We start from the raw sequence: 17609 nt of genomic DNA, 5'->3' as shown, positions 1-17609 counted from the left end.
CCTAGCGCAACAGCGTGACAAAATGCGCGTCGAGCACCTGGCTGATCACCTCTGGATTGGTTCGCTCGGGATTGTCGACGCCGTGCGACGCGAGCCCGTCGGCGAGCGCATGCAATCTCATCGCCTCGATGTCGACCGAGGCACCCGGCCGTAGAAAACCCGCTCGATGCGCCGCTTCCACGAACGAACGAAAGTGCTCGAACAAGGTCCGGTCTGTCTCGTCACGCACGGCCGTCAACGCCGAATCGGTCTGGGCGGCAGCAGCAAAGGCCTCCCAAACCTGCATTTCTTCACGCCGATCTTGGTCGAGGGGAACGAACTGATCGGTGAACTGACGGATCGCGCGGCGGATGTCGGGATCGAAGTCGATGCCGGCAATCCTTTCCTCCACCCGGACGGTCACGAGCGTCATCGCGAACAGCAAGAGTTCGGACTGCGTCGCGAAGAAGTGCCGTAGCGACCCCGTCGACATCTTCGCCTCGTCCGCGACCGCCCGGACGCTGGCGCTCGCGACACCGTCTCGACGGATCACACGCCACACGGCCTCGGCGATCTCTTCACGCCGCTCATCCGGACTGCTACGTTTCACCACTTCACAAAACTAACACAGCTGTGCTAGTTTTCGATCACTAACACAGTCGTACTAGAAATGAGCTGATGTCATGATCGTCCACTTGATCATCGCGTGCGAAATCATGTTCTGGGTGTTCATCGCCGCAGGTCTCGCGGCCCGCTATCTACTGCGCCGCAAAACGCTGGGCGCCGCACTGCTCATCTGCGCGCCCCTGGTGGATGTCGTACTGCTCGTCGCCACAGCCCTCGATCTTCGTGGCGGTGGCGAGGCGAACTTCACCCATGGGCTTGCCGCGGCCTACATCGGATTCTCCGTCGCGTTCGGACACAGCCTCATCTCCTGGGCCGACGCCAGGTTCGCCTACCGATTCGCCGGCGGCCCGGCTCCCGTCGCACCACCCAAGTACGGGAGTGCGCGAGCACTGCGCGAATGGCGCGAGTTCGGCAAAGCCGCGATCGCCTGGGCCGTCGCGTGCGGACTTCTCGGCGCGGCCATCTTCCTCGTCGACGACCCCACCCGTACTGGAGCCCTCGACGGATGGATCAGCAAGCTGACAGTGGTACTCGCAATCTGGGGAGCAATCGCCCTGAGCTACACGGTGTTTCCCAAGCGTGAGAAGGTCACGGCGCGCGGCTAGCCTCGACTGCCTGTTCGGTCGCGTCGCATACGATCACCGGACGCAGGACGAAAACCGGCAGCCTGCCACCGTCTTCCGGTCGCGCAAGACGAAGTTTCAGCCCTTCGCTGCGTAGCAGGTACACCCCGGCCACAGTGCCCGAGACGAGCGAGATCACTCCGCCCACGATCAAGGGCGCACGTGGGTCCACGGAGTCGGCGAGCCAACCCAGCAACGGGCTTCCCAGCGGTGTGCCACCGAGGAAACTGAGCATGTAGATACCCATCACCCGCCCGCGCATCTCGGAAGGCACCGACATCTGCAGGATGTTCATCGCGGACGTCGTGAACGTCAACGTCAGTGCGCCCGTGGGGATCAACATCAGCGCCACCAACGCGTAGGTGGGCATCAATCCCACCGCGACCTCGAACACACCGAAAGCCACGGCGGCACCGAGGAACGTCCGCAACCGCGGCGCTTCCTTCCGTCTTGCGGCGTACGCAGCGCCGGCAAGGGTGCCCACGGCGAGCGTCGTGGACAGCAATCCGTAACCGTCGGCCTCGAGACCGAACGTGTTGCGCGCCATCACCGCCAGGCTGATCGCGAAGTTCAGGCCGAAGGTCGAGACCATGAAGACCGACACCATGATCACGCGAAGGTCCTTGCGGCCCCATACATATCGGAACCCGTCGCGCACCTGCCCCTTGGTGCGCGGGGCCGGTTCCGACGGGATCAACTCCTTCTTGTTCATCAGGTAGAGCGCGATGAGCACCCCACCGAATGTCGCGACGTTGAGCAGGAACACCCACCCTGTTCCGATCAGGTTGATCAGCACACCCGAGATGGCCGGACCGACGATGCGGGCCGTGTTGAACGTCATGGAGTTGAGCGCGATGGCGTTGGACAGGTGCTCCTTGCCCACCATTTCGATGGTGAACGATTGACGCACGGGTGCGTCGAGCGCCGAGACACAGCCGAGGGCAAAGGCAATCAGGAAGACATGCCACAACGCGACGAGCCCACCGACGTCCAGCAGGCCCAACACGAGTGCGCATACCGCACTCGCCCACTGCGTGAAGATCAGGATCCGACGCTTGTCGTACCGATCGGCCAGCACCCCACCCCACACCGACAAGAACAGCGTCGGGCCGAACTGCAAGGCCATGACGATGCCCACCGCCAGCGCGTTGCCGTCCGAGAGCGTCAGTACCAGCCAGTCCTGGGCGATGCGTTGCATCCACGTGCCGACCAGAGAAACGATCTGTCCGGAAGCCCAAAGGCGGTAGTTGCGGTTGTGGAGCGCGGCAAACATGCCGGAATCGGGGTCTCGGGGCACCCCACTATCTTGCCCCTCGAGTAATTCGTTTGGGCAACGACCTCTGGGTAGCGGAGCTACGCGACCTCTAACTCACGGAGCTACTCCGTCTTGTTGACCATCTCGGTGATGATCTCGACGGCACCGCGCAGCGTCGCGAGTTCTTCGCCACCCAGCCCGGCCAGCTGCTCGTTCATCCACGCCTCGCGCGCATGGGTTTCGTCCGCGAGCAACGCCTGCCCGGCGTCGGACAGATTCACGATGATCTGACGACCGTCCGTGGGATGCGGCGAGCGCTCGACCAGACCGAGCTCGGCGAGAGAAGCAACAACGCGCGTCATCGACGGCGGCTGCACTTTCTCACGTGCTGCGAGTACGCCAGGAGTCATCGGGCCGTACTGATCCAGGCTCGCCAAGGCGGACAGTTGCGTCAGCGATACCTGAGCGTCGACTCTGCGGCCGCGCAGATGCCTGGTGAGACGCACTACAGCCAGGGAAAGATCGCTGGCCAGCGCACGAGTTTCGGTGGTCACGCGTCAGACAATACGTCAAGAGCTGGCCGGTAGCTCACGTAATCGAATACCGGTCAACCCTGATTTCACGTAAGGGCGTCGGTAATGGGTCCGACAGTGAAGTAGGCCACAAAAAGTGCCGCCACGATCCAGAGCAACGGGTGGATCTTCTTGATACCACCGCTGGCAGCGTGCAGGACCACCCATGAAATGAAGCCGACGCCGATGCCGTTGGCGATCGAGTAGGTGAACGGCATGACGATCATGGTCAGGAACGCCGGGAGAGCAACCGAGAACTTGGTGAAATCGATGTCTCGGACCTGCCCGATCATCAGCGCACCGACGACGACGAGGGCAGGCGCAGCTGCCTCGATCGGCACGACGGAGTAGAGCGGCGTCAGGAACATCGCGACGAGGAAGAGCAGTCCGGTCACGACGTTTGCCAGGCCCGTGCGGGCGCCTTCGGCGATACCCGACGCGGATTCCACGAACACGGTGTTCGACGACGCCGAAGCGCCACCGCCCACGATCGCGCCCGCGCCTTCGACGACAAGCGCGCGACCGACGTTGGGGAGGTTTCCGTCCTTGTCGGTCAGGCCGGCTTCCTTACCGAGACCCGTCATCGTGCCCATGGCGTCGAAGAAATTCGCGAGCACGAGGGTGAAGACAAGCAGGCTGGCGGCCAGAACACCGATGCGGGTGAATGCGCCGAAGATGCTGACGTCGCCGACCAGGCTCAGATCAGGCATACCACCGAGCATCTCCGGGATCGCGGGGATGCTGAGGTTCCAGCCCTTGGGGTTGGTTCCGAGCGAGGGTCCGACGTCGGCAACTGCCTCGATGATCGCGGCGAGGATCGTCGTGACGACGATGCCGATCAGCAGTCCACCACGAACCTTGCGCACTACCAGAACACCCATGAGCAGCACACCGAAGATGAACACCACGGTCGGCCACGAAGCGATGGAGCCGTTGATTCCGAGTCCGACGGGAACCGTCGTACCGGCGGCATCGGGGATACGGCGGACGAATCCGGCGTCGACCAGTCCGATGAAGGCGATGAACATGCCGATACCGGCCGCGATCGCGGACTTCAATGCCGAGGGAATCGCATTGAACACCGCAGTTCGGAAACCGGTGAGTGCCAACAGAACGATGATCACACCGTCGATGACCACCAGGCCCATCGCCTCGGGCCAGGTGACCTGAGGTGCGATTGTGACGGCGAGCAGGCTGTTGATGCCGAGACCCGCGGCGATGGCAAACGGATAGTTGGCAACGACACCGAAGACGATGCTCATCAGGCCGGCAACCAGAGCGGTGACCGCAGCCACCTGGTTGACCGGAAGGATGTTGCCGAGAACGTCGGTCTTCGCTGCAGCGTCGTCAGCCGAGAAACTGCCGAGGATCAGGGGGTTGAGGACCACGATGTAGGCCATCGCCACGAAGGTGACGACACCGCCGCGAATCTCGGTCGAGATCGTCGACCCTCGTTCGCTGATCTTGAAATAGGTGTCGAGGATCTTGCCGGGTGCCGCCATGTTTGTTCTTTCCCCATCGCTGTAGGTCGCCGTGTGCCGGCGCACATGAAGCCGGTCGCACTAGGGAGAGTAGGCCACCGGGGTACGGGTAGCGTTAATTTTGTGACGGAGACTCGCAACACAACAGGCCTGATCGGCAAATTGTCCGCACCCGCGCCGGCACTGATCATCGGCACCGCGTTGTGGGTGATCGCCACGATCGTGGTCGCGGTGAGCGGCGATCGTTGGTCGGATGCACTCCCGATCTGTTACGCGGGTATCGGAGTCGGTTTCCTCGGCTTCGCTCTGTTCTCCATTCAACGACGCGCAGCTGTGCGCGGTGACAAGGGCGCACAACAGGGCGCCGGTCTGGTCGACTGAGCAGGTCGATTCACCCTTTCAGTATGGTAAGCCTACCCTGCACTTCAGTGTCGGTCTTAGCTTGTCAATGCTGAAAGGAACCACGTAGCCGTGAAGATCTCCCACCGAAATCGTTGGAAAAGCCGAGGACGTTGGACGAGACTGACATCCGTTGCTGTGGTCGCCCTGGTCGGCACAGCACTCGTCTCCTGCAGTTCGAACGACGACGCAGCAAGTAGTTCGTCGAGTTCCGGTGGTGGCGCCTTCCCCGTCACGATCGATCACGCTTTCGGCAGCACCACGATCGATTCCGAACCACAACGGATCGTCACCGTCGGTTACAACGACGAGCAGGCTCTGTTGGCTCTGGGCATCAAGCCCGTCGGAATGGTCAACCAGTACCCGGGCGAACCGGACGTCAACCGCACGTGGCCATGGGTCACCGGCCCTTGGGGCGGAACCGAACCGACCGTCGTCGGCAGCAATCCCGAAACCACGATCAGCGTCGAAAAGATCGCTGCGCTCGAGCCCGACCTGATCCTCGCGCTCTACTCGAGCATCGACAAAGACCTGTACAGCACACTTTCCGCGATCGCCCCGACCGTCGCGAAGGATCCGGCCTACGGCGACTACGCAACTCCGTGGCAGATCACGACGAAGACCGCAGCGAAGGCAGTGGGTCGCGAAGCCGACGGCGAGAAGTTGGTCGCCGATATCGACAAGCAGTTCGCCGACGCCAGAAGCGCTCACCCGGAATTTGCAGACCAGACCGCGGTGATCATCAGCGTCGACGCGACCCCGGAGTTCTACGCCTTCTCCTCCGAGGACGCCCGCGGACGGGTTCTCGGCCGTCTCGGATTCAAACCTGCTCCCGCGGTCGAGGCCTTGATGAACGGTGAGTTCTACGCGCCGATCTCCACCGAACGACTGGATCTTCTCGACGTGGACCGTCTCGTTGTCATCGGCAATCCCGATGCCGCACAGGCGGTCCGAAACAACCCTGGCTTCCAGCAACTCGACGTGGTCAAGGACAATCGCGTCGTCTACGTCAACGACGATCAGGCTCCGCAGGTCGGTGCGGCCTTGACCGCAAGCTCGGCACTGAGCTTGCCGTGGGCCACGAGCCAACTACTCGCCGAGCTCACGAAGTAACCAGCGCCCGGCGCTTTCTGATCTGCGCGGTTCCCCAGATCCACACCCCGGCCCACATCATCCCGAACGCCCAACCTGCCAGTACATCGGTCATCCAATGGGCAGCCAGGTAGACGCGGGAGAATCCGACGGCGATCGTGTACAGGCCGAGGCTCGCGAGCATTGCCATCTTCGCGAGCCTCGGCAAGGCAAGACGAAGGATCACGGCGGCAACCGAAGTCGCGAGGATCGCGCTCATCATCGCGTGGCCCGACGGGAACGAATACGAATCGATTTCGATCAACCGCTCCGGCAGGGGTGGACGGGTTCGCGTGAAGATGCGCTTCAATCCGCTCATCACGAGCAGACCGGTCAACATCGATCCGGCGATCAGCAGAGCTTCGGTGCGTAGTCCCCGAACCAGAAGCACGATCGTGAGCAGCGTCGCGATCAGCCACGACGCGAGGGTTCCGCCGCTGTCGGTGATGACGTCGACGACGTCCACGAGCCACGCCGTCCGCTGACTCACTGCGCTGTCGAGTACCCACTGATCAAAAGACATCTGCCCTCACATTCCTTGCGGCAGAGTCCACGTACGCATCACGTGATGAACGCCGTCCGAGTCCACCCACCACGGCACGATCACCGTCGTCTCGACCGCCCCCGTCAGTTCCACCGACAGTTCGTGATGGATCACTACCTCGCCGCCGGGAACCTCACGGCCGAGGGCTGCGAAGCCGAGAACTGCCTGCGGTTCGTTCGCCCACGTCGTCACGACGCCGGTGCTGCTCACTCGTCCGTGAACGGATGCAGACGCCGTCGCGACGTCGAGCAGATCTGCCAGTGCGTCGGCCGTCTCGAAGCTGCCGAGCACCACTCGTTGTGCAGGCAGTGCCGCTCCCAGCCACGGTCGGTCGAGAACAAGGGCGTCGCCGGGATCGACCAGATCGCCGGAAAGGCCTCGCACGAACGGCGGCAGGTGCAGTTCCTCCAGGTCGAGAACCCGTCGCTGCGCTGCCTCCCCCAGTAGTCGGTGCGTCCGCGCGACGACGGCGGAGGCCGGCATCCGTAGTGGGTCGGCAAGCCGATCGAGCAGCAGCTGAGCCAGTTCCGGATCGTCGACGGTATCCGATGCCAGCAATCCGGAGAAGAATCCGGCGTCGGGGTGTTCGGCAGCATCGAGCAATCCCTCGAAGGTGCGATCGCCCGGAGCGCGCAGCAAGCCCAGCACCTCACCGCCGAGTTCGGCATTCGAACGCAACCACCACGCCGTGTATCCACGACGGTCGGTGAGCAGCGCCCGCGTCGCCGGCGACTCGACCAGCAGCGACAGCGCCTGCGGCCAGCGGTCTTCGTCCACGAGATCGAGATCGCGCACGGCTTCGATGTATTCGGGGTCCTCGTCGAGGGTGTCCCACCATGCGTCTTCGGCGTCGAGATCGTGATCGGGGCCGGACGGCAATTCCTCACGGACCACCGTGAAACCCCACCCGACACCGACTACCCGTAGCGCCTGCTCCCCCACCCGCTGAACAAAATCAGCGTCGACGATGCCGAAGGGAGAATCCTCGACCAGGACGCTTGCAAGGGGAGCTCCCGGAAGCAGAAGTTGGTCGGCGGACCGCAATTCGCCTTCCGAATCAGGAAGCAGCACTTCACCGATCCACGACGGCAGCGCCCCTGGCGCCACGTGGGCCGCCAATCCGAGCACCACTTGCGCCAACTCCGTCGCTACCGAATCATCTTGGTCCGCAGCATCTTCGATCAATGCGCGCAGCGCCGGATCGGACAGCAGGTCGGTGGCACTCGCGGTCTGCGCTCCCAATCGAGACAGCAACGGGTGAACCGCGACGGGATGAACCAACCTCGTCCACTCCACCGACGGCGCGTCTTCGCCCAGTTCGACGCCGACGACGACGGTCCGCGGCCCGGTCACCGTCCGTCCATCGGAGAGCGGAACCGGCAGTGTTCCAAGCTCTTCCACCGCAAGAGTGTCGATCACCAGAGGCTCGAGAGCGGAATAGAGGCGATTCCACCACTTGGGTTCACGTTCCGAACCGCTGAGCAGTTCGGCGATGCGCGCGAGCCCGATGCGGTGTGTCGACACCGCCGCGAGCGCTCGCTCGTGCTTGGGGCCGGAGAGCTCGGGGACAACCAGGCCACCGATGATGTCGGTGAGCAACTCGGCAAGGTCATCACCGAGCCCGGGCACCACGGATGCTCGCTGCGGCGCGCGGTCGGGTTCACCGACCACCGGAAGCCACTCGTTTTCCTGCAGCTCCTTCAGAAGCGCTTCGCGCAGAAGCGAATCCGTTTCACTGCGAGCGAAGGCCGGAATCGGAACGAGTGCCGTTCGCTGCCGAGGAGGTAGTGCAGCAAGGAACTTCGCGTACCCCTCGGCAAGCGGAGCGATCGGTGCAGCGGGCATGAGGCGTCGCCGATCGGGTTGCATTGCAATGTCGGCAATGATGATCGCGGGGATCGACAGTTCCTCGTCGGATCGCGTCGGCGCCCGCAGGACGTCGTCTGCGACCGGCTCGACGACCCCGTCGCGGACCGGCACCAACCATCGCGCGTTCGGCGCGGTGTACTGCCACCACGTGCGATCACCGATCGCGATCTCGACGAGGCCGGAATCCAGCACCCGTTCCGATCGCCGAAAAGTCTTCTCACCCAGACGAATTGATCCGAGAGCTGGGAGCTCGAGGAGCAGGTCGACAGCCTCACGTGCCATCTGCGAAAGCAGCGCTGCGGCATCGACGTCCGGCCGAAGCGTCAGCACCACTTCCGAATCAGCACCATCGCTCGGCAATTCGCCAGACGGCCACACCAAACGAAGTACGGGGACACCGGTTTCCGGCACCGGGAGTTCGCGAGACTCGATCTCGCGCAGAGTGTGCGAGGCAGAGAATCGAATCGATCCCGTCGACGAGCGCAGTTCCACCTCGTCACTGACCGAGAGAACTGCCGAGAATCCGACGCCGAACCGTCCCGTCACACCTTCGTCGGCGTCGACCTTGTTCGACGCGCGCAGCGCGGTGAGCGCATGTACACCGGGTTCGTCCAGTGGACGGCCCGTGTTCGCCACCGTCAGCGTCCGACCGTCCACGTCCACCCACAAAGAGCCCTCGACGCCCTCGCGTGCAGCTGCATCGGCAGCGTTCTGCGCCAGTTCGGTGAGCAGACGGTCGCGGTACCCGGCCTTCGCGAGGTCGGATTCCGCAGCCGCGTCTTCACGCAATCGCGTCGGAGATTCCGACCACGCGCGCAGCGTCGCCTCGCGGAGTGCGTCCGTACCGAACGGATCTTCTACTCGGTGGATACCGAATCCTCAACTGCAACAGCGCTCGACCGGCGAGCGGGCACCGCAATCAGCTCGACGGCCCCGTCGTCGAATGCGTCGAACTGCGGCGAGCCCGCACCGAGCGGCAAGCTGGTGTCCGAGTGCGCGCCACAACCGTAAGACATGCTGACCACACGGCCGTCTGCGGAGAGTTCGTTTCCGCACACACCGAACGCTGCGTGCAGCGAACCGGCGAGTGGAAGGAAGAATCCACACAGTCCACACGTCGACGGCGCGGCCTTCGCCATCTCCGACTCCGGGCCGAAGTCACCGTCGAACCAACGCTGCGCGGCATCGAGTCGGCCCTCGCGGCTCATGACCTGTTTGCGGCCGAGCCCGATTTCGAGAGCTACCTCGTCGACTTCCGGGTCACCGGTGGCGACGTAGCCGGGAACGAGGCGAGGATCCTTGGCCGGCGGGGCGAGTAGGTCACCGACGGACAGATCGCCGGGACGAATCCGCTGATCCCATGGGAGCCATTCCGGCGCAACCAACGCGTCGGGACCCGGCAACAGCGCCAACTCACTGATCGTGGCGTGGGTGTCCTCCGGTCCGGCAGCGACGACAACCGCCCACTGCCAACCGCGGTATCCCGGAATGTCTGCTGCAAATCGATGGGTGGCGGCGAATTCGTCCTCCGACGTCACGCCGAGGTATGCCCCCACACCGCCTTCACGCAGGTCGACGACTGCCTTTCGGGCAAGCTCGACCGCATCGGCCAGTACTGGGCGCGGCACTGCACGCTCTGGAGAAGTAGCAACACTCACTCCTCCAGTTTGCCGCACCACCGCAAGTCCGCAACGCACTGGGCTGCCATGCTGGGCAGATGAGTAGGTCACACGCCAATTCCGTGCGCACTTTTGCAGTGGTCGCCGTGATCGCCTCGGCCTTGGCGGGGTGCTCCGATTCCCCCGGCGCTCCCGACAACCTCACGTCCGAAACCGGCTCCGTCGAGATCGTTCGAGTGTCCGCGCACGATCCCGACGCGTTCACGCAGGGCCTCGAGATCGACGGAAACCGGTTGTACGAAAGCACCGGACGCGTCGGGCAGTCCTGGGTGCGCTCGAGCGAGATCTCCGACGAGCAGTCCCCCGCCTCGGGACCGGAAGTTGCGCGTGCCGATCTCAACCCGCCGTTGTTCGGTGAGGGCATCACGGTCGCCGGAGACACACTGTGGCAACTCACCTGGAAAGACGGCGTTGCCATCGCCCGTGACAAGGACACCTTGACCGAACGGGGGCGGTTCCCACTCGACACCGAGGGATGGGGAATCTGTTCGCTCGGGGATCGGCTGGTCTCGAGCGACGGTTCGGCCACGTTGACCTTTCGCGATCCCGAAACCTTCGCGTCGATCTCCACGATCGACGTCACCAGATCTTCGGAGTCCGTCGGCAAACTGAACGAACTGGAATGCTCCGAAGACGGCTCCGTCTACGCCAATGTCTGGACCACGGATACCGTCGTCCGAATCGACCCGTCGGACGGCACCGTAACGAACGTGTACGACGCTTCGCCGCTACGCGAAGAACTCGTCGCGGACGGATCGACCAGCACCGTCGACGTTCTCAACGGCATCGCGCAGATTCCCGGTACCGATCGATTCCTGCTCACCGGCAAGTATTGGCCGCAGATGTTCGAAGTCCGTTTTGTTAACTGAGTCCGACATGACACAGGACTCGCAGGGGTGTGCGTGGTAGCCGCGCCGACACTAGGACAGAATTGAGTGGTGACCGGACCGCGCGAACCCTACGACCCCGAAACTCGGCGAATCCACGACGAGCCGGAGGGGCAACAGGTGCACCCCGGTTACGACAATTACCCACCCGCGGCCCGCCCGGACAATTACCCACCTTCGGCCCGTCCCGCTGCCCGTCGCACGCCTTTGCCACCGCTGCATCCGATTCCCGAATCGCGGGGAGACTCCGAATCCGCGGCCGGTTCGAAGACGCCGGGGGCGGACGCTCCCAAGGCTCCACCGATGCCTCGCAAGCTCACCGTCACTCGCGTCGCAGCGATGCGCAGCCGCGAACTGACGAACAAGGGCATCGCGACCTTCCAGCGCGCGGCGAAGGCCGACGGCGCGGACAAGTCCGGTCTGACCGCTCTCACCTACGCGGTGATGACGAACAACGCGACCGACGCGGCGATCTCCGTCGCTCTGGCCAACACGCTGTTCTTCTCGGCCGCGACGGGCGAGGACAAGACCAAGGTCGCGCTCTATCTCCTGATCACGATCGCACCGTTCGCGGTCATCGCACCGCTCATCGGCCCCATGCTCGACCGGTTGCAGCGCGGACGCCGCATCGCACTCGCGTCGTCGTTCGGAATCCGGACGCTCCTCGCGGTGATCCTGGTCTTCAACTTCGACAGTTGGATCCTCTATCCGGCCGCGCTCGGCCTGATGGTGCTCAGTAAATCGTTCTCGGTGCTCAAGAGCGCAGTGACACCACGCGTCCTACCACCGGAAATAGACCTGGTGCGCGTGAATTCGCGTCTGACGGTCTTCGGGCTGATCGGTGGAACGATCGGGGCCGGCGCGGTCGCAGGTGCGCTCGCGCTCGCTTTCGGTTCCACCGGCGCCTTGTGGTTCGCGGTCGCCGTCACCGTGTTCGGCGCATATCTGAGCATGCGAATCCCGTCGTGGGTCGAGGTCACCGAGGGTGAGGTTCCCGCGACCATCACCTACCACCCGGACGAAGCGCATCACGCCGGCAGCGCCCCACCGCAGCCGGACGCCAAACCTGCCAAGGTCCGTCAGCCTCTCGGACGCGCCGTGATCATCGGACTCTGGGGCAACGGCACCATTCGCGTGCTCACCGGCTTCCTGACGCTCTACATCGCGTTCGTCGCCAAATCACGCACCGATCACGAGCCGCTCCAGCAGGCCATGATGCTCGGCCTGGTCGGCGCAGCAGCCGGTCTGGGTAACTTCGCCGGAAATGCCACGGGTGCGCGCCTCAAGCTCGGCCGGCCTGCCTTGATCGTGCTCCGGTGCACTGCGTCGGTGTGGATCATCGCGGTGATCGCAGCTCTGACGGACAACCTCATGACGGCCGCGCTTGCCACGCTCATCGCATCGGCCGCCAGCGCGCTCGCCAAGGTCTCACTCGACGCGTCACTCCAGCACGACCTGCCCGAGGAATCGATCGCGTCCGGATTCGGTAGATCCGAGACGGTTCTGCAGCTGAGCTGGGTACTCGGCGGCGCATTGGGGGTTCTGCTTCCGACCGAATACTGGATCGGGTTCACTGTTGTATCGGTGTTCCTGACGATCGGGCTTCTGCAGACCTTCCTGAGCTACCGAGGAAGCAGCCTCCTGCCCGGCCTCGGCGGGAAGCGACCCGATCTGGCCGAACAAGAAGTGACCGAAGTGATTTACACCGGTAAATCCAACCGAGGACAAGGAAGTACTCCGCAGTGATGATGCGCTCGAGAACAAAGAAGATCGTGGCAGCGATCAGTGTCCTGATGGTGGTGGCACTGGTTGCTTACGTCTCCGTTCTTTTCGTGATCATCAAGAACATCAACGACGACCCCGACAAGCTGCCGGTCATCACTGCATACGCACACGGCAAGACGATCGAAACGAACCCTGCCGGTTTCTGCACCATCGACCTGTCCCAGTGCGCCCAGGTGGGCGACATCTACGCACTCGACGTTCCAGCGGGCTACCCGCTGCAGCTGTCGTTGTCGACGGACGTCTCGGATGCGCAGTGGGCACTGCTCGCCGTCTACGAGGATGCCGACGGCAACCAGACCGGTGAGCCCCGAGTCTTCGAGCCCGGCGAGGCCCTGGCAGTGACGGTCGAGTCTTCGAGCGATCCCGTCAAGCAACTCGTCGGCGTCGAAATCCACCTCGCCGTCGGTGAGGGAAGCGAACAGGGACTGCTGATCTGGTCGATCAAGACCGCCTGATCCCCGGAACGTCGAAAATGCCCTGCACACCGATTGGTGTGCAGGGCATTTTGTTTCGAAGCCGTGTATGGCAGCTCGTATCGAGCGATCAGGTGTCGAGCTCGCGAGCGACGGCCCGGACGACCTCGGAGATCCGCTGAGCGGTCTTGCGGTCCGGGTACTTGCCGTTGCGCAGATCCGGCTGGACCTTCGCCTCGAGCAACGTGATCATGTCCTCGACCATGCCGTGCAACTGATCAGGGGTGTGCTTACGCTCGACGGGCTCACGACGCGTCGCCGTCGCGCCGCGCAACGACGGCGCCGGCTCGAGTACCTTCAGGCTCAGTGCCTGCGGACCGCGGCGGCCCGCAGCCATTCCGAACTCGACGCGCTGGCCGGCCTTCAAGCCTTCGACGCCCTCGGGGAGAGCGGAAGCACGGACGTAGACGTCCTCGCCCTCTTCCTGCGACAGAAAGCCGAAACCCTTTTCGACGTCGTACCACTTCACCTTGCCGGTCGGCACCGCGTTCACCTGCTCATCACTCGACTGGGGCGTCTGCCCCAATGTGCTCGGGAGGCTCTCGGAAGAGCCTCATGGCCTTGCTCGCATCGCTTCCGGTGGAAGAATGCAAAAGAACGCGCCCCACACTTGCTTCAGCGGGGCGCGCAGTCTGTTAACAGTCTACCTGTGACGAACCCGGGTCGGCACCCAGGTTTACAGGCACTATCCTCGTAGGTGTGGACCCTCAACCGAACCCGCGCACTTCCGGCACCGGAAACGGTCTGTTCCGTACGGCGATGGCACTGTTCATCGTCGGATTCCTGGCGATCGTGGCCATCTTCGCAGTCCATATCTTCAGCGACACCCCACCCGGCCTGGCGTTGTACCTGGTAGCACTCGCGTGCCCGATCGGCTTCCTCCTGGCCATCGTCTACACGCTCAGATCCGGTCGACGCGTGCGCTGATCACTCCCGCCTCCAACCGAAAGGTCACTGACCATGAGAATCCTCCTGAACGTGATCTGGCTGGTCTTCGGCGGCTTCTGGCTGGCGTTGGGTTACTTCGCCGCAGGCATCATCTGCTGCATCCTCATCATCACGATTCCCTTCGGAATCGCGGCATTCCGCATCGGCATCTACGCACTGTGGCCGTTCGGTAAGACCGGCGTCGACAAGCCGACCGCTGGTGTCGGTTCGATGATCGGCAATGTCATCTGGGTGATCATCGCCGGTATCTGGTTGGCGATCGGACACATCGTCACCGCCGTCGCGATGGCGATCACGATCATCGGAATTCCGCTCGCGGTCGCGAACCTGAAGATGATTCCGATCTCGCTGATGCCGCTCGGCAAGGAGATCGTCGACGTGGACCGGGTGAATTACGCATAGTCGTGGACCGCGTCGATTACGCATAGCGGGCCCGCGGACCGAAGAACCCGACCACAGCAGGTGCTGTGGTCGGGTTCTCTGGTATCAGGTCGTATCAGCGGCCGAGGCTACCGAGTCCGGGGAGGTTACCGAGCGAACCGGTACCCGTTCCCGGGTTGCCCGGATCGACGGGGCCGACCGGCCCCTCGGAGACCACGATGGTCACGCTCGAAGCACGCGAAAGCACGCTCTTCGCAGTGACCTCGACGGTGACGCTGCCGACAGCGGTGGGGGTACCCGAGATGGTGCCGTCCTGTGCGAGGGACAGTCCGCCGGGCAGAGTGCCACTGGTGAGTGCAAAGGTTGCGCGCGCATCGGCGGCAGTGAGCTTCTGCGAATACGCCTTACCTACCTGAGCGGCAGGCAATTCGACGGTCGCGGGTAGCGGGTACGCAGCAACGACTGTCACCTTGCCCCCGTTGGTCGTCGACGCGATGGCGCCGGTCGAGGTGTCGAGCGCGAGGTTTTTGACCTTCTCCAGTGCCGGAACCTTGGTATCGGTCAGAGCGGTGGTGGCGCGGGTCGTCAGATCGACCGACCACAGGTGTCCGTTCATGACGTCCGCGACATATGCAATGCCTGCCGCAGCGTCGACGACCACGCCGTTGGGAATCGCAGTCGGAGACAGCGTGGTCTTCGACAGAACCGCGCCGGCCGGGGTGATCGCCCACAGGTTGGTTGCCCGGGTGTCGGTCATGTAGATGTTGCCGGTGTTCGTGTCGACATCGACGTCGACCGGGTAGAGGTTGTCGGCACGCACGATCGACTTGAGTGCTCCGCCCTTGCGTACGTCCGCCTGCCACAGCGTGCGGCCGTAATTCTCGTCGAAGAAGTTGGTGTCCGCGATGTAGAGGAAGCCACGGACACTGTCGAAGGCGAGCTTGGTCGGCGTTGCCGACTTGTGGACCAGAATGCTCGACACGGCGTCGGCGGCGTTGGGGTCGACGACTCGGATGTTGCCGGACTTGTAGTCCGAGAAGTACGCGCGGTGTGTTGTGGGATCGACGACGACATCGTTGATCTGCGGACGCGAGCCGTCGGGGTTCTTCTCGCTCAGCGTGACCGTCTTTTCGACCTTCCCGGTCTTCGTGTCGACAATCGAGATCGCGCCGCCGTAGGAGGAGGACACGTATGCGCGTCCGAGGCCTGAGTCGACGGCAAGTGCCGACGGGTAACCGACGACGCCGTCGATGGTGCCGACGGACTTGCCGGTGTTCGTGTCGACGACGGACAACGAGCTGGTCGGTCCGCCGTACTGCGTGATGTATCCGCGGTGGGTTGCCGAGTCGACGACGATGTCGCCGGGCTGGGTTGCGGAATAGCTTCCGACAACACCGTGTGTCGGATCCTCGGGTGAGGCGTGTGCAGCGGGAGCAGTGACGGCCAGGCCGACAGCAGCAGCGGCGACGGCGAGTGATGCGGTGACCGCACGCCGACGGTATTGCAGTTTCATGAGGGGTGCCCTACTTCTTTGGAAGACTCTGCGAAACCTGCCCAATCGAGGCAAGTCAGGCAAACCTAACCTAAGTTTCGATCTCGATGTTGAGACACGGGCCACACCTTGGGCCCGGATCGACACGCCTCTCAATCGCCCGAAATTGTATTTCCACATAACGTGTGACCTTGCTCACATTACGGATGGATAACGGAACGGACACAACCGGACATTCACTCGGGCACCCCCACCTACCTGGGAAGAGTCTCCTGCGCTTTGTGTGACGCGTTGTACGGCTTTCGCCACGCCGCGTTATCAAATGGTGACACGAGCGACTCGAGCCGTTACCGTCGTTTTCGGCCGGGAAACTCGGCCACCTCCGGCCCGCCGCGCCAAGCCTTGTCCCGCGGGTACCGGACTTCCGACAGAGCATTCCAGGGACGAGGACGGGGGACCCAAAGTCCTCTGTGAGAACAGAAAAGTTCTCCAGTGGACACCGGTTCGATCGCAAGACCGAATCTTGGGGTGAAGCCAGACCCTTTCCAGCCAGGAAAGGCGAGGCCGGGCGACCTCTCAGCCCGAACCCGACAGCTGACCTCGCAGGCGCGTGTGGAGAGGATTTCGACCATCATGAGCGGACGCCATCGCAAGCCCACCACCACCGGCCGCACTGTCGCCAAGGTCGCCGTCACCGGCGCCATCATGGGCGTAGCAGGAATTGCAGCCACCGGAACCGCAAACGCTGCCCCCGACTCCGACTGGGATCGTCTCGCCCAGTGTGAGGCCGGCGGAAACTGGGCCATCAACACAGGCAACGGTTACCAGGGCGGACTGCAGTTCTCCCCCAGCACGTGGAACGCACACGGCGGCGGACAGTACGCAGCCACCGCAAACCAGGCCACTCGCGAGCAGCAGATCGTTGTTGCCGAGCGTGTTCTCGCAAACCAGGGTTGGGGCGCATGGCCGTCCTGCTCCTCCAGCCTCGGGCTGAGCAGCGGCGCCACCGAGCGTTCCGCTCCGGCCACCACGGCTCCTCAGGCAGCTCCGGCTCCGGCTCAGCAGGTCGCACAGACCGTTGCACACCCGGTCGCCGACGCCATCGATCAGGCAATCGCATTCGCCGAGGCCAACGGCATCCCGGTCGACCCGCAGATCCTCGCAGTCGCCGACACCGCGAAGTCGTTCCTCAAGTAACACCGGCAAGACTGTCCGCTCGGACGCTCGAACATCAAGAAGGCCCGCACCGAATCGGTGCGGGCCTTCTTCGTGTCGAGTTGTTATCGGTTGATGACGGTGTGCGGGTGTACGTAAGGAAGTGACTCCACCGGAACCGGAAAGGTGGTGTCCTCGCCGAAGGGTGAAAGTCCACCTGCGCGGGTCGATGACAATTCGGTCACTGCGTGATCTCCGTCTGCAGTTTCCGGCCATCCTGGATCTACATAGTGTTGCTTCGAATTGTTGGCCACGAAGTCATTTTGACA

General features: G+C 63.4%; 19 protein-coding genes and 1 riboswitch. Of the genes, 9 read left to right on the top strand and 10 right to left on the bottom strand.

The genetic code is table 11. The annotated features are described in order from the left end of the window. Position 1: 1 nt before the first annotated feature. A complete protein-coding gene (locus ABH939_RS03570; protein WP_037128521.1) occupies positions 2 to 592 on the bottom strand; it encodes a TetR/AcrR family transcriptional regulator in 591 nt (196 codons plus the stop codon). 70 nt (positions 593 to 662) lie between these two features. Between ABH939_RS03570 and ABH939_RS03565 the strand changes: the two genes are divergently transcribed. Next, positions 663 to 1211: a hypothetical protein gene (locus tag ABH939_RS03565; protein WP_003940103.1), complete on the top strand. Its 549-nt coding sequence runs from the start codon at positions 663 to 665 to the stop codon at positions 1209 to 1211. Here the strand turns inward: ABH939_RS03565 and ABH939_RS03560 are convergent. The 3 genes from ABH939_RS03560 to ABH939_RS03550 all read right to left on the bottom strand — a co-directional run bounded on the left by ABH939_RS03560 (position 1195) and on the right by ABH939_RS03550 (position 4558). Further along, on the bottom strand, positions 1195 to 2502 hold the full coding sequence (locus ABH939_RS03560; protein WP_007733487.1) for an MFS transporter: 1308 nt from the start codon (positions 2500 to 2502) through the stop codon (positions 1195 to 1197). The genes ABH939_RS03565 and ABH939_RS03560 overlap by 17 nt on opposite strands. A gap of 104 nt (positions 2503 to 2606) precedes the next feature. Next, positions 2607 to 3038 (bottom strand): MarR family winged helix-turn-helix transcriptional regulator, encoded by a 432-nt coding sequence (locus ABH939_RS03555; RefSeq protein ID WP_003939901.1) that lies wholly within the window; start codon positions 3036 to 3038, stop codon positions 2607 to 2609. A gap of 65 nt (positions 3039 to 3103) precedes the next feature. Then, positions 3104 to 4558: an NCS2 family permease gene (locus tag ABH939_RS03550; RefSeq protein ID WP_003940242.1), complete on the bottom strand. Its 1455-nt coding sequence runs from the start codon at positions 4556 to 4558 to the stop codon at positions 3104 to 3106. A gap of 102 nt (positions 4559 to 4660) precedes the next feature. On the opposite strand from ABH939_RS03550, the gene ABH939_RS03545 reads away from it, so the two are divergent. Continuing rightward, entirely contained in the window at positions 4661 to 4918 is a 258-nt protein-coding gene (locus ABH939_RS03545; protein ID WP_007733492.1) for a DUF2530 domain-containing protein, read from the top strand. A 90-nt stretch (positions 4919 to 5008) separates the two neighbouring features. Continuing rightward, complete coding sequence (locus ABH939_RS03540) at positions 5009 to 6049, top strand: iron-siderophore ABC transporter substrate-binding protein (protein WP_404649336.1); 1041 nt, start codon at positions 5009 to 5011, stop codon at positions 6047 to 6049. On the opposite strand, the gene ABH939_RS03535 is transcribed toward ABH939_RS03540, so the two are convergent. The 3 genes from ABH939_RS03535 to ABH939_RS03525 all read right to left on the bottom strand — a co-directional run bounded on the left by ABH939_RS03535 (position 6039) and on the right by ABH939_RS03525 (position 10159). Beyond that, positions 6039 to 6590 carry a phosphatase PAP2 family protein gene (locus tag ABH939_RS03535; protein WP_007733495.1) on the bottom strand — a complete coding sequence of 184 codons (552 nt, stop codon included), beginning with the start codon at positions 6588 to 6590 and terminating at the stop codon, positions 6039 to 6041. The two genes, ABH939_RS03540 and ABH939_RS03535, sit on opposite strands and share 11 nt — an antisense overlap. A 6-nt stretch (positions 6591 to 6596) precedes the next feature. Further along, entirely contained in the window at positions 6597 to 9269 is a 2673-nt protein-coding gene (locus ABH939_RS03530; protein WP_404649335.1) for a sacsin N-terminal ATP-binding-like domain-containing protein, read from the bottom strand. A gap of 68 nt (positions 9270 to 9337) precedes the next feature. Beyond that, positions 9338 to 10159, bottom strand: a complete 822-nt coding sequence (locus tag ABH939_RS03525; RefSeq protein WP_404649474.1) for a DUF3027 domain-containing protein — start codon at positions 10157 to 10159, stop codon at positions 9338 to 9340. A 38-nt stretch (positions 10160 to 10197) separates the two neighbouring features. Between ABH939_RS03525 and ABH939_RS03520 the strand changes: the two genes are divergently transcribed. The 3 genes from ABH939_RS03520 (at position 10198) to ABH939_RS03510 (ending at position 13286) form a co-directional block, all read left to right on the top strand. Next, positions 10198 to 11028: a glutaminyl-peptide cyclotransferase gene (locus ABH939_RS03520; RefSeq protein WP_234551918.1), complete on the top strand. Its 831-nt coding sequence runs from the start codon at positions 10198 to 10200 to the stop codon at positions 11026 to 11028. A gap of 69 nt (positions 11029 to 11097) precedes the next feature. Then, a complete protein-coding gene (locus ABH939_RS03515; protein ID WP_404649333.1) occupies positions 11098 to 12792 on the top strand; it encodes an MFS transporter in 1695 nt (564 codons plus the stop codon). A 26-nt stretch (positions 12793 to 12818) separates the two neighbouring features. After that, entirely contained in the window at positions 12819 to 13286 is a 468-nt protein-coding gene (locus ABH939_RS03510) for a DUF2771 domain-containing protein (protein WP_223304425.1), read from the top strand. A gap of 88 nt (positions 13287 to 13374) precedes the next feature. Here the strand turns inward: ABH939_RS03510 and ABH939_RS03505 are convergent, their stop codons facing one another. Then, positions 13375 to 13788, bottom strand: a complete 414-nt coding sequence (locus ABH939_RS03505; protein ID WP_007733502.1) for a cold-shock protein — start codon at positions 13786 to 13788, stop codon at positions 13375 to 13377. Between the two features lie 215 nt (positions 13789 to 14003). Between ABH939_RS03505 and ABH939_RS03500 the strand changes: the two genes are divergently transcribed. After that, complete coding sequence (locus ABH939_RS03500) at positions 14004 to 14231, top strand: hypothetical protein (RefSeq protein ID WP_003940194.1); 228 nt, start codon at positions 14004 to 14006, stop codon at positions 14229 to 14231. 33 nt (positions 14232 to 14264) lie between these two features. Further along, a complete protein-coding gene (locus tag ABH939_RS03495) occupies positions 14265 to 14654 on the top strand; it encodes a YccF domain-containing protein (RefSeq protein ID WP_404649332.1) in 390 nt (129 codons plus the stop codon). A 94-nt stretch (positions 14655 to 14748) separates the two neighbouring features. Here the strand turns inward: ABH939_RS03495 and ABH939_RS03490 are convergent, their stop codons facing one another. Continuing rightward, entirely contained in the window at positions 14749 to 16146 is a 1398-nt protein-coding gene (locus ABH939_RS03490) for a YncE family protein (protein ID WP_058226123.1), read from the bottom strand. Positions 16147 to 16529: 383 nt separating this feature from the next. Beyond that, a riboswitch (cyclic di-AMP (ydaO/yuaA leader) is annotated at positions 16530 to 16750 on the top strand. An 8-nt stretch (positions 16751 to 16758) separates the two neighbouring features. Between ABH939_RS03490 and ABH939_RS03485 the strand changes: the two genes are divergently transcribed. Continuing rightward, positions 16759 to 17322: a transglycosylase family protein gene (locus ABH939_RS03485; RefSeq protein ID WP_003939675.1), complete on the top strand. Its 564-nt coding sequence runs from the start codon at positions 16759 to 16761 to the stop codon at positions 17320 to 17322. Positions 17323 to 17405: 83 nt separating this feature from the next. On the opposite strand, the gene ABH939_RS03480 is transcribed toward ABH939_RS03485, so the two are convergent. Then, complete coding sequence (locus ABH939_RS03480) at positions 17406 to 17594, bottom strand: hypothetical protein (protein WP_019744939.1); 189 nt, start codon at positions 17592 to 17594, stop codon at positions 17406 to 17408. Positions 17595 to 17609 lie beyond the last annotated feature (15 nt).

It is taken from the genome of Rhodococcus sp. 27YEA6 (genome assembly GCF_044908235.1).
Lineage (GTDB): Bacteria > Actinomycetota > Actinomycetes > Mycobacteriales > Mycobacteriaceae > Rhodococcus_F > Rhodococcus_F qingshengii.
Note: the sequence above shows the minus strand (reverse complement) of the source record. Positions and strands in the feature narration are given on the sequence as shown.

Coding starts and splice junctions, on each gene's coding strand:
- ABH939_RS03565 (WP_003940103.1), top strand. CDS start 663: ATGATCGTCCACTTGATCATCGCGTGCGAAATCATGTTCTGGGTGTTC.
- ABH939_RS03560 (WP_007733487.1), bottom strand. CDS start 2,502: ATGTTTGCCGCGCTCCACAACCGCAACTACCGCCTTTGGGCTTCCGGA.
- ABH939_RS03550 (WP_003940242.1), bottom strand. CDS start 4,558: ATGGCGGCACCCGGCAAGATCCTCGACACCTATTTCAAGATCAGCGAA.
- ABH939_RS03535 (WP_007733495.1), bottom strand. CDS start 6,590: ATGTCTTTTGATCAGTGGGTACTCGACAGCGCAGTGAGTCAGCGGACG.
- ABH939_RS03520 (WP_234551918.1), top strand. CDS start 10,198: ATGAGTAGGTCACACGCCAATTCCGTGCGCACTTTTGCAGTGGTCGCC.
- ABH939_RS03495 (WP_404649332.1), top strand. CDS start 14,265: ATGAGAATCCTCCTGAACGTGATCTGGCTGGTCTTCGGCGGCTTCTGG.
- ABH939_RS03490 (WP_058226123.1), bottom strand. CDS start 16,146: ATGAAACTGCAATACCGTCGGCGTGCGGTCACCGCATCACTCGCCGTC.
- ABH939_RS03485 (WP_003939675.1), top strand. CDS start 16,759: ATGAGCGGACGCCATCGCAAGCCCACCACCACCGGCCGCACTGTCGCC.